Annotated in this window: 8 protein-coding genes; 6 read left to right on the top strand and 2 right to left on the bottom strand. The window is 76.0% G+C overall.

Translation table 11 applies throughout. The annotated features are described in order from the left end of the window. Nucleotides 1-128: 128 nt before the first annotated feature. A complete protein-coding gene (locus tag H1D33_RS16095; protein ID WP_181572352.1) occupies nucleotides 129-2,039 on the top strand; it encodes a DUF6311 domain-containing protein in 1,911 nt (636 codons plus the stop codon). Next, complete coding sequence (locus H1D33_RS16090; RefSeq protein ID WP_181572353.1) at nucleotides 1,997-3,790, top strand: hypothetical protein; 1,794 nt, start codon at nucleotides 1,997-1,999, stop codon at nucleotides 3,788-3,790. Before H1D33_RS16095 ends, H1D33_RS16090 begins: the two co-directional genes overlap by 43 nt. A gap of 92 nt (nucleotides 3,791-3,882) precedes the next feature. Here the strand turns inward: H1D33_RS16090 and H1D33_RS16085 are convergent, their stop codons facing one another. Then, the gene (locus H1D33_RS16085; RefSeq protein ID WP_181572354.1) at nucleotides 3,883-5,769 is read right to left on the bottom strand and encodes a DUF6311 domain-containing protein; all 1,887 of its coding nucleotides are present in this window, start codon (nucleotides 5,767-5,769) and stop codon (nucleotides 3,883-3,885) included. Between the two features lie 79 nt (nucleotides 5,770-5,848). On the opposite strand from H1D33_RS16085, the gene H1D33_RS16080 reads away from it, so the two are divergent. After that, entirely contained in the window at nucleotides 5,849-7,102 is a 1,254-nt protein-coding gene (locus H1D33_RS16080; RefSeq protein WP_181572355.1) for a PQQ-binding-like beta-propeller repeat protein, read from the top strand. Further along, on the top strand, nucleotides 7,099-8,400 hold the full coding sequence (locus H1D33_RS16075; RefSeq protein ID WP_181572356.1) for an outer membrane protein assembly factor BamB family protein: 1,302 nt from the start codon (nucleotides 7,099-7,101) through the stop codon (nucleotides 8,398-8,400). The genes H1D33_RS16080 and H1D33_RS16075 overlap by 4 nt, the downstream gene beginning before the upstream one ends. On the opposite strand, the gene H1D33_RS16070 is transcribed toward H1D33_RS16075, so the two are convergent. Continuing rightward, the gene (locus H1D33_RS16070) at nucleotides 8,401-9,540 is read right to left on the bottom strand and encodes a C39 family peptidase (RefSeq protein ID WP_246412073.1); all 1,140 of its coding nucleotides are present in this window, start codon (nucleotides 9,538-9,540) and stop codon (nucleotides 8,401-8,403) included. 159 nt (nucleotides 9,541-9,699) lie between these two features. Between H1D33_RS16070 and H1D33_RS16065 the strand changes: the two genes are divergently transcribed. Together H1D33_RS16065 and H1D33_RS16060 are read left to right on the top strand one after the other, a co-directional pair. Beyond that, nucleotides 9,700-10,365, top strand: a complete 666-nt coding sequence (locus H1D33_RS16065; protein WP_181572357.1) for a response regulator transcription factor — start codon at nucleotides 9,700-9,702, stop codon at nucleotides 10,363-10,365. Continuing rightward, on the top strand, nucleotides 10,365-11,522 hold the full coding sequence (locus H1D33_RS16060; RefSeq protein ID WP_414685420.1) for a sensor histidine kinase: 1,158 nt from the start codon (nucleotides 10,365-10,367) through the stop codon (nucleotides 11,520-11,522). Before H1D33_RS16065 ends, H1D33_RS16060 begins: the two co-directional genes overlap by 1 nt. Nucleotides 11,523-11,656 lie beyond the last annotated feature (134 nt).

Raw genomic sequence — 11,656 nt, 5'->3', positions numbered from 1 at the left:
GAAGCCCACATGGTACGAGACGACCCGCACCCGGACGCGCCCGGTTCGCCCCCACGGCGGGACGACCGTCGCGGAACGTGACGTGCGATTCGTGTGTCAATATCCGCCTCCGGTAGACTCCGCCGACTGTGACGCCTGCCGAGACCCGCGGCGCCTCGACGCCGGCCGCCGACGCCCCGACGGGCTCCCGATCCGTCACCCTCGATCCACCGCCGGTCACCCGCCGTGAGCCTCCGGTCGGGCCGCCCGCACCCACCGCCGAGCCCGAGCCGCCGGCCGCCCGACGCCGGTGGCGCTGGCGGTGGACCCGCCGCCGCATCGACCTCGTCGTGTACGCCGCCTTTGCCCTCGCCGCGGTCTGGGTGACCAGCGGCATCTGGGCCGACCCGGCCGGCCGGGTGGCGGCGCTCTACAGCAGCGACCCGGCGCAGGTGCAGTTCTTCCTGGCCCACTCGGTGCGGGTGGTGCTGCACGGCGAGTTCCCGTTCTTCACCGAGCAGTTCAACTATCCCGACGGGGTCAACCTGATGGCGAACACCGCCATCCTGGCGCTCGGCATCCCGATGGTGCCGGTGACCCTCCTGTTCGGACCGGCGGTCTCCTTCGTCACGCTGGTCACCATCGGTCTGGCCGGCACCGCCGCCGCCTGGTACCGGGTGCTCTCCCGGCACCTGGTCCGGCACCGGCCGGCCGCCGCGGTAGGCGCCTGGTTCTGCGGCTTCTCCCCGGCCATGCTCTCGCACGCCAACTGGCACCCGAACATCATCAGCCAGTTCCTGCTGCCGTTCATCGTCTGGCGGGTGCTGGTGCTGACCCGGTCCACCCGGCCGGTCCGCGACGGCGCGCTGCTCGCCCTGCTGGTCGTCGCGCAGGCGTTCATCAACGAGGAGATCCTGCTCTTCACCGCGCTCGCCCTGGGCGTGTTCCTGCTCGCCGTGCTGGTGCAGCAGCGCGATCGGTGGGCCGCCGCGTGGCGGCCCCTCGGCGCCGGGCTGGCGGTCTGCGCGGTGCTGGCCGGCGCGCTGCTGGCGTACCCGCTCTGGGTGCAGTTCGCCGGGCCGATGGCCTACCACGGGCTCAGCGACGCGGTACGCGACTACGGCAACGACATCGCCGCGTTCGTGGCGCCCGGCTCGCCCACGTTCGGCGGCAACGAGCGGGCCAACGTCAACCTGGCCCCGAACTACTCGGAGGAGAACGCCTTCTTCGGCTGGAGCCTGTCGCTGCTGACCGTGGGGATCGTCATCTGGCTGCGCCGGGACGTGATGGTCCGGGCGCTCGCCGCGACCGGGCTGTTCTTCGCCGTGCTCTCGCTCGGCGAGCGGATCTCCTGGTGGGACCGGGACCTGGCCACCGGCCCGTGGGAGCTGCTGGTGCGGCTGCCGCTGCTGGACGCCGTGGTGCCGACCCGGTTCGGCCTGATCACCGGCGTGACCGTCGCGGTGCTGCTGGCGTACGCGGTGCGCCGTGCCTGGGTGTTGCGCGGCGTGGAGCGGCGGACCGCGCGGACGCTCACCGCGGCGGGCCTGGTCTTCGCGCTGCTGCCGATCGCGCCGATGCCGCTGCGGGTCACCACCCGACCGCCGGTGCCGGAGTTCATCACCGCCGACCGGTGGCGGGAGTACGTCGGGCCGGACCAGACGCTGGTCTCGGTGCCGGTGCCGGCGATGGGCAACACCGACCCGATGCGCTGGGCGGCCAGCACCGACCTCGACTTCAAGATTCCCGGCGGCTACTTCCTCGCCCCGCGCAACGGCGTCACCGGCGACCCGGGTCGCTTCGGCGGCCGGCGCAGCGGCATCGGCGAGATGCTTGCCGACGTGGCGTCCACCGGGCGTACGCCGAAGCTCGACGACCGGCAGCGCCGCCGCTTCCTGGACGAACTGCGGCACTGGAACGCGGCGGTGGTGGTGCTGCCGCTGGACGAGCAGAACGCCGAACCGCTGCGCCGCACCGTGGAGCAGTTGGTCGGGCCCGCCCGGCAGGAGCTGGACGTGTGGGTGTGGGACGTCCGGACACTGACCGACCGATCCGCCTGAGCGCGCCGGCGGCGGTCCGCCCCGAGCCCGCGCCCCGGCGCCGGTGGCGGCCCCGACCCGTCGACGCGCTCGTGGTGGCCGGCTACCTCGCCCTGGCCGTGCTGCTCACCGCCGACCAGTGGCGCCGCCCGGACCGGCTGTTCCACCAGGCCGGCGACCAGATGCTGTTCGAGTGGATGCTGGCCCGGGCCGCCCGCGCGGTCACCGGCGGCGAGAACCCGCTGCACAGCGCCGCGCTGAACGTGCCGCACGGGGTGAACCTGATGGCCAACACCTCGGTGCTCGGGTTGGGCGTGCCGCTCACCCCGGTCACCGTGGCGTTCGGCTCCCAGGCCGCCTTCCTGGTCGCGGTGGCGCTCAGCCTCGCCGGCACCGCCACCGCCTGGTACGCGCTGCTCGCCCGCCGGCTGGTCCGCTCCCGGGCCGCCGCCGCGGTGGGCGGGCTCTGCTGCGGCTTCGCCCCCGGGATGGTGGCGCAGGCCGGGGCGCACCTGCACATGGCCGCCCAGTTCCTGGTGCCGGTGATCCTCGCGCTGGTGTTCCGCCCGGCCACCGACCGGGTGCGCCGCGACGGCGTGCTGCTCGGGCTGGCCGTCGCCTACCAGGTGTTCCTCGGCGAGGAGGTGCTGCTCTTCCTGGCCCTGGCGGCCGGCGTGCTGGCCGGGGCGTACGCGCTGGCCGACCGGGCCGCCGCGCGCCGGCTGGCGCCCGTGGTGGCCCGCCGGCTGGGGCTCGGCGCGCTGGTGGCCGGCGTGCTGCTGGCGTACCCGCTGTGGTTCCAGTTCTTCGGACCGGGCCACTACGGCGGGATGCCGTTCCACACCCGCGGCTACCGGCTGGACCTGGCCTCGTTCACCGCCGCCGCCCGGCAGACCGTGGTCGGGGACGCCCACCGCGCCGGGCTGCTGTCGCCGAACCCCACCGAGCAGAACTCGTTCTTCGGGCCGTTCCTGCCGCTGCTGGCGGTGCTCGTGGTGGTGCGGCTGTGGCGGCGTCCGCTGGTGCGCGCGCTGGCCGTCTGCGGGCTGCTGTTCGCGTCGCTCTCGCTCGGCGCCACGGTGGTGGTGAACCGGCGCGACACCGGGCTGCCCGGCCCGTACCGGCTGCTCGCCGACGTGCCGCTGCTCGACCTGGTGGTGCCGGCCCGGTTCGCGCTGGTCTGCGTGCCGGTGGTGGGCGTGCTGCTGGCGCTGGCCGTGGACCGGGTCCGGCGCGGCGGCGTCCGCGCCTGGGCGCCGTGGGCCGGCGCGGTCGCCGCCGCGCTGCTGCCGCTCACCCCGACCCCGATCCGCACCGTGCCGGTCACGCCGGTGCCGGCCGTGGTGGCCGGCGGCGACTGGCGGGCGTACGTGCCGGCCGGCCGCACGCTGGTGCCGGTCCCGCCGGTGACCGGCGCGGCGGTCAGCCCGGCGATGTTCTGGTCGGCGCGCACCGGGCTGGCCTTCGACGCGCCGGGCGGCTACTTCATCGGGCCGCGCTCGGCCAGCGACCCGGCCGCCCGGTGGGGCGCGCCGGACCGGCCGACCTCGCTGCTGCTGCGCCGGGCCGCGGAGACCGGTCAGGTGCCGCCGGTCGGTGACGCGGAACGCCGGCAGGCGGTGGCGGACCTGCGGCACTGGCGGGCGGCGGCGCTGGTGCAGGCCGACTCCTCGCCCGCCGACCCGGTGCGGGCGACGGTGGACGCCCTGGTCGGCCCCGGCCGGGACGTCGCCGGCGGCTACCTGTGGGACGTCCGCCCCCTGCTCCGCTGACGGTCGGGCTCGTTAGGAGGGGGCCCCGCTTAACAGGTGGCTGTTAAAAGGGGGCCCCGCCTCTACCGAAAACGTTAATGGGGGCCCCCGCCTTACACGCGGTCGCGGACGTCCCACAGGGCGACGTCGTCGATCTGCTGTGGGGGGCCGAGCAGGGCGGTCAGCAGGTCGCGCAGCACCGCCTCGCGCGGGTTCGCGCCGAGCACCACCACCGACGCCCGCCAGAAGCGCAGGTCCTCGATCGCCTGGCGCCGGTTCTCCGCGGTGATCTCGGGGACCCGGTCGGCGTCCATGGTGGCGTAGATCAGCGTGCTGGTCGGTCGGTTCGGCGCGCCGAAGACCCCCTCGCCGGCCGCGTTGGGGCCGATGAAGTAGCCGGCCGGGATCGGGAACTCCTGCCCGGTCAGCGCGCTCCAGCGCAGCGTCGGCAGGCCGTGCACGTTGCTCGGGATCGGCACCGGCACCAGCGTCCGGCCGGCCGGCACGTACGGGCGCCAGCCGCCGGAGGTGATGAAGTGCGGCGGCGGGTCGATCCGCTGCGCCGGCAGCGGGCGCGGGAACAGCGGCAGCAGGGCGGCCACGATCGCGGCGTAGCCGACCAGGCGTACCGCCCGCCGGCGGCCCGACCCGCCACTGCCGGAGACGGCGTCGGCGTCGGTGTCGTGGTCGTGGTCGCCGGCCCGGGGCGCGGGCACCGGCGGGCGGCCGGCCCGCGCCAGCGTGTCCCAGGCCAGCGCCAGCAGCACGCCGACCGCGCCGACCACCACCAGGCTCAACCGGGTCGGCATCATCATCTCGACCAGCGGCAGGTCGTCCGGCACGTACGCCCACGGCCCGGCGACGTCGGTCTCCACGCCGTCGAAGCGCACCACCGGCCCGATCGAGGCGACGGTGAACAGGACCACCAGCACGGCCAGGATCCGGGCCGGCACCGAGCGGCGGACCAGCAGCACCAGCGCGGCCAGCGCGACCAGCACCAGCGGCCAGCCGAACCAGGTGTTCTGCTCGGTCAGCCCGATGGTCTTCTCCACCGCCTCGTCGCCGGCCACGGTGTCCCGGGCGAACGTGACGAAGGCCATCAGGTCCTCGCCCCAGTTGTGGAAGACCCCGCCCTGCAACCCTCGGTAGGACTGCGGGCCGTTGAACTGGAACCAGATCGGGTACGCGGTGAGCAGCAGCGCCACCCCGCCACCGACGCCCATCGCGGCCAGGAACGTGCCGGCCCGCTGCCGCGCCGCGCGCGGTCGCTGGACCGCGTACGCCACCACCACGACCAGGCAGGCCAGCGCGGTGAGCAGCAGCATCTCCTCGTTGATGAAGATCTGGTACGCCACCAGCAGCCCGAGCGCCACGCCGTTGCGCCGCCAGCAGCCCGGCTCGCCGAGGCGCAGCACCCGGGACACGATCAGCGGGAGCAGGAAGTTCGACACGAAGTTCGGCTGCCCGTTGGCGTGGTGCACGACGCCCGGCGCGAAGCCGAGGAACGCGCCCCCGGCGAACGCCGCAGCCCGGGAGCGGACCAGGTGCTTCGAGAGCACCCAGTAGGACGTGGCGGCGGTCGCCGACAACGCCGCGCCGAGGTAGAGCGCGTACATCACCTGCGGGCCGAGCAGCATGGTCAGCGGCGCCAGCGGCAGCGTCACCCCGAGCAGCGAGGTGTTCGCCATCATGTTCACCCCGTCCGGCGCGTTCTGCCGGGCGGTGAACAGCGGGTTCTCCAGGTGGCGCACCGAGTACGCGCCGTGTGCGAACAGCCACTCGAACCAACTGTGGTCGGTGGGCAGGTGCGAGGACACCCGGTGCTGCACGTCGACCCAGTAGTTGAGGCAGACGAGAACGCCGAGCAGCGCATAGGCTCCGATGGCCAGCATGTCGGCGCGCGCCGGTCGGCGACGGGGCCGGGGCGGCGAGTCCGCCGCGACGGCGTCCACCTCGACGGACGAGGAGTTCAGAGGAGGGTCTACCACCGGCACGGCCACGACGGGCCATCGTACAGGCGGCCCGGCGTCGGTCCGGTCACGGCTGGGCGGCGGTGCGGCGGCGCGGAAAGGGGAGTTCGTGACCGTCATCGATCTGGGCGAGCTGCGCGACGAGGCCCCCGCACCGGGGACCGCGGACCGGCCGCCGCGCGCCGTGGGCCGGCCGTTCCGCGTCGCGGCGGTGCTGCTGGTGGCGCTGGTCACGCTCGCCGCCGCGGTGCCGTCGGGCCGCCCGGCGCCGCGCCGGATCCCCGGTGGCACCGGGGCCGCCGCGTTCCTCTCCGGCGACCGGGCGTACGTGGTGCGGCGGGCCGAGCGGGAACCGGGTTGGGAGGTCGTCGCGTACCGCGAGGGCCGTCCGCGGTGGCGGGCCGCCGTGCCCGCGGGCGGGGACGTCGTCGGGCTGTGGGAGCAGGGCGGGCGGGCGCTGGCCGTGGCCCGCACCGGCGTCGGTGCCGGCGACAGCGGATGGGAGACGGCGGCGTTCGACGCCGGCACCGGCGCGCTGCGGTGGCGGCAGGCCGGCGTCGCGTTCCCGGCCGGCGACGCGCTGCTGCTGCGCCCGGACGGCGAGGCGCCGCTGCGTCGGGTGGCGACGGACGACGGGCGGACGCTCTGGAGCGCGCCCGCGAACCGGGACGTGCTGTTCGGCTTCGGTCCGTCCGGAGTGGACCGGATCCTGCTGGTGCCGGGATCCGGCGAGACGGTGGTGCTGAACGCCGCGACCGGTGCCCGGCTGGCCGCGCGTGACCTGCACCCCGATGAGGAGTTGCCCGGTGGGCGTGGCCTCCAGAGCACCGACGGGCTGCTCCTGGAGACCCGGGGTGCTGGCGCGCGCGTGCAGGCGTACGAGTTGGACACGCTCCGGCCGCGCTGGACCGCCGAGCTGCCGCTCGTCGACCATCTGGAGCGGTGCGGGGCGCTGCTCTGCGCGGCCCGGCAGACCGGCGGGATGTGGGCGCTCGACCCGGACACCGGCGCGGTCCGCTGGACCGTCGAGCGGTGGCAGAGCGTGCTCCGGGCCGACGCCGGTCGCCTGCTGGTCGCCACCGGCGGCAGCGGCGGCGACCGCCTGGCGGTGCTGGACGCGGCGGACGGGCGGCTGGTCGCCGACCTCGGCGACTGGGCGGTGCTGCCGCAGAGCGAGATCGCCGGGCGGCTCTTCCTGACCCGGCCGCTGGGCGGCGGCCGGCAGATCCTCGCCGAGCCGGACCTGTCGGGCGGTCCGCCCGTGCTGCGCGACGTGCTCACCGGCACCGACTGCACGGCCGGTACGACGCTGCTGGTCTGCCGGCAGCCGGACGGCGACTTCACGCTGCGGTCGCTGCCATGAGCCCGGTCATCGAGCTGGGCGAGTTGCGACCCGCCGAGGACGGTGACGAACCGCTCCCCGCGCCGCCCCGGCGGCCCCCGGGTCGGACTGTCCGCGCGGTGGCGCTCGCCTGCCTGGTGCTGCTCTCGATGGCCGGTGCGGCGGGGCCGGCCCGGCGGCCGGCGCCGATCCGGGTGCCCGCGCCGCAGGGCGCCGCCTTCGTGGCGCTGGCCGGCCGGCTGGTGGTGGCCGACGGCCCGGGCGCGGTGCACCGGGGCGGTCGGGAGGTCACCGCCTACCGGTTGCCCGGCGGCGAACCGGCGTGGCGGTTCACGCTGCCCGCCGGCGACCAGGTGCTGGGGCTGGCCGGCGCGGTCGGCGGGCTGCTGGTGACGAGCAGTCCGACAGGTGTCGGTGACACGCTCTCCACGCTGCTCGACCCGGTGACCGGGGCGGTGCGCTGGCGGCAGACCGGTTACCCGGTCGCGACCGCCGCCGGCGGGGTGCTGGTGGAGAATCCCCGGCCGGGCGGCACGGGCAGCGTGCGGGCGGTCGACCCGGTGTCCGGCGCGGTGCGCTGGACGCTGTCGGTGCCCGCGCAGGGGGTGGCCTACCGGCGGGACGCCCGGGGGGTGACGCAGCTCGTGCTGGTCGAGCCGGACGGCCGGGTCGTGGTGCACGACGCCGACTCCGGTGCGCGGGTGCGCGACGGCCGGGTGGCGTCCGCGCCGGACGGCGTCGCCCACCGGTACGCGCAGGTCGTCGGCGGTCTGCTGCTGGTCGACGACGGCGCCGGCGCGGTCACCGCGTACGGGCTGGACCGGTTGGACCGGCTCTGGACGGTGCCGGTGGACCCGCGCGCCGGGATCTGGTTCACCGACTGCGCCGGGGTGATCTGCCAGCGCGACCAGGTCGGCGGCGCGCAGGCCCTCGATCCCGCCACCGGGCGTCCCGCCTGGGCCCAGGAGCGGTGGATCGGGCTGGCGCCGATCGGCGGCCGGCTGATCGCCGCCGCGTCGGGGGACGGCCCGGAACTGGACCTGTCGACGCTCGAACCGGCGACCGGTCGGGTGCTCGGCCGGCTCGGCCGCTGGCGGGTCACCGGCCGGGACGACGGGTCCGGCACGCTGCGCGGGCTGCTCGGGCTCCGGCACCTGGCCGGCGACCGGACGCTCGTCGGCGTGCTGGACGTGCCGGCCGGGGAGGCGCGGACCCGGGCGGTCCTGCCCGGCTCCTGGGACGAGTGCGCGGACGCGGGCGAGGCGCTGGTGTGCCTGCGACCGGCCGGCGGCCTGGCGGTCTGGCCGATCCGCCGGTGATCACCAGTTGGCCTGCCCGGGGGCGGGTGGCAGCGGCACCGACTCCGGCCGCAGCACGTACGCGATCCCGCCGCTGCCGGCCTGCCAGGCGGCCTCGAACGGTGCGCGGGGCACGGTGCGGCGGACCCGCTCGTCGTCCGGGGCGTACGGGTCGTTGAGCACCGGGTCGCCGTCGGCGGTGAAGCCGGCCAGCACGATCAGGTGCCCCCGGGTGTCGTAGTCCAGCCCGGGGACCTGGCCGCGGGTGAACGCCGCCGAGACGACCAGCGGGATGCCGGCGGCCACGAACCGTTCCGCCTCGGCCAGCGAGCGCAGCCGGGTGACGAACGCGTCCACCCCGTGCGTGCCGGCGTACGCGGTGTTGAACGGCCAGTTGCCCGCCCCGCCGTACGCGTGGTCGTAGCAGTGCCGGGCGGCGTGCACCACCACCGGCCGGGGGCCGGGCGGGTCGACCCAGGCGTACCGGTCCGGGGTGGGGCCGGCCTGCCAGAAGTCGAGCACCATGGACACGCAGGTGGGGCTGCACCAGGAGTCGCCGCCGCCACCCCAGCGGGTCTCCCCGCCGGCGTGCAGCCGTTGCGCGTAGCGGGGCACGTCCAGCACCCGACCCCACGCCCCGGTCGCCGGCTCGGGACCCCGGGGGCCGCCGGGAACGGGATCGGCGGAGGCGACCACGCCGAGGGTGCGCAGCACCGGATCGGCCGGGGCGTCGGCGGGACGGTGCAGCGTCACCCGGGCCTGCCAGCCGGTCACCGTCGCGCCGGTCACCCGGAGCGTGTCCGCGTCCACCCGGGCCCGCCCGTCGGACTGTCCGGGCACCGAGGAACGGCGCACCGTGCCGTCGTCGGCGGCCCAGTGGCCCAGCTCGTACCAGTCGGTGGTGGCCGCCTCGGCGTCCCAGCCGCGCAGCTCCACCCGCAACCAGCAGCCCGGCGGCGTGTCGGCGGTCCACGAGGGCACCAGCTCGGTGGCGGCGAAGCCGACCGGCACCACCGGCGAGGTCCAGGTCCCGCCGCGCCCACCGGCCGGCGCCAGCCCGTCCGGGGCGGCCCGGAGCCCGTCGGCGCGGCCCCGGTCCTCGTCGGCGGGAAACCGGAAACGGCGGTACGCGACGTCCCGGCCGGGGTGGACGGCGGTCATCGGGGCTCCGCTCGGCTCGGCCCGGCCGGTCGGGCGCGGGCGGTGGTCGATCTTTGCCGGCGAGCATCGCGTACCCGAAGGTTTTCTGCAACGGCGGCCGGTGCCGGCCGTTTGGTCGCCCGCACTAGGTTGTGGGAGGTCACGAGGTGGGAGGCCGGGATGCGGGTACTGGTGGTCGAGGACGAGCGCAACCTCGCCGACGCGATCGCGCGCGGGCTGCGCAAGCGCGGGATGGCGGTGGACGTCGCGTACGACGGCGACGCCGGGCACGAGGCGGCGTTCGTCACCCGCTACGACGTGGTGGTCCTGGACCGGGACCTGCCCGGCGTGCACGGCGACCGGATCTGCGCCGACCTGGCCGCCTCCGGCACGCTCACCCGGGTCCTCATGCTGACCGCCAGCGGAACGGTCGCCGACCGGGTCGAGGGGTTGCAGCTCGGCGCCGACGACTACCTGGCCAAGCCGTTCGCCTTCGACGAGCTGGTGGCCCGGGTGCAGGCGCTGGGCCGGCGGGCCACCCCGGCCGCGCCGCCGGTGCTGGCGGTGGGCGACCTGGAACTCGACCCGGCCCGGCGCGTGGTGACCCGGGCCGGTGTGCCGCTCGACCTGACCAACAAGGAGTTCGGCGTGCTCGCCGAGCTGCTCAAGGCGCGCGGCGCGGTGGTCTCCAGCGAAGAGCTGCTGGAGCGGGTCTGGGACGCCAACACCGACCCGTTCACCACCATCGTCCGTGTCACCGTGATGACGCTGCGCAAGAAGCTCGGCGACCCGCCGCTGATCGACACCGTGGTCGGCGCGGGCTACCGCGTCGGTGAGCCCGCCTGATGGGCGCGCGGCGGGTACGGCCGACGCTGCGGCTGCGGCTGACGCTGCTCAACGGCGTACTCCTGGTCGGCGCCGGGGCGATCCTGGTGCTGCTGGCCTGGCTGCTGGTCCGCGACGCGCTGCGCCCCACCGACGAGCTGCTGCCCGGCACCACGGTGGTGCTCACCGACGGCCGCACCCTCGACGCCGGGCAGTGGCAGCGGCAACTGGTCGACGCGGCGTCGCGGGAGCTGCTGGTCAAGGGGCTGCTGGCGTTGCTGGCGATCAGCGTCGTCGGGGTGGCCGGGGCGTACCTGGTGGCCGGCCGGGCGCTGCGCCCGCTGCACCAGGTCACCGCCACCGCCCGCCGGCTCGGCGAGACCACGCTGAACGAGCGGATCGGCTGGTCCGGGGCGGACGACGAGGTGGCCGAGCTGGCCGAGACGTTCGACGCGATGCTGGACCGGATCAGCGCCGCGTTCGAGGCGCAGAAACGGTTCGTCGCGAACGCCTCGCACGAGCTGCGGACCCCGCTCGCGGTGATGCGTACCGAGATCGACGTGACGCTCAGCGACGACGACGCGGACCTCGGCGAGTACCGCCGGATGGCCGGCGTGGTGCGCGAGGCGTCCGAGCGGGCCAACGGGCTGGTCGACGCGCTGCTGGTGCTGGCGCGCAGCGAGGCGCAGACCGGCCGTCGGCTGGCCCGCCGCGCGGAGAGCGACCTCGCCGTGGGCACCGCCAACGCGCTCTCCGCGGTGGCCCGCGAGGTGGAACGGATCGGCCTGAAGGTGCACACCTCGCTGCGCCCGGCGCCGGTCGTCGGCGACCCGGGGCTGCTCGACCGGCTGGCCGGCAACCTGGTGGAGAACGCGGTCCGCTACAACCACCTGCACGGCCGGATGTGGGTGCGCACCGGCACCGACGGGCAGCGGTCCTGGCTGGTCGTCGGGAACACCGGCTTCGAGGTCGCCCCGGCCGAGGTGCCCGGGTTGTTCGAGCCGTTCCGGCGCGGCGGGCAGGAACGCACCGGGGCGCGCGGCTCCGGCCTCGGCCTGTCCATCGTGCGGGCGGTCTGCGACGCGCACGGCGGCACGGTGAAGGCGGTCGCCCAGCCCGGCGGCGGCCTGGAGGTGACGGTCACCCTTCCGTCGGCCGACCCGCCCGCGGCCACCTGACCGCCGATCCGCGCCCGTCCGCGCGTACCCCCGGCCCCACCTGATCGTGCGGCCCGGCCCGGCTGTCCCGGCCGGGCCGGCGGGTGGTCGGGCGTGGCGGTGCGGTGGTCGGTCAGAAAGCTTGCCCGGCGCTG

The sequence above is a fragment of the Micromonospora ferruginea genome (assembly GCF_013694245.2).
Classification (GTDB): domain Bacteria; phylum Actinomycetota; class Actinomycetes; order Mycobacteriales; family Micromonosporaceae; genus Micromonospora; species Micromonospora robiginosa.
This window is presented reverse-complemented; position numbering and strand designations above follow the sequence as displayed.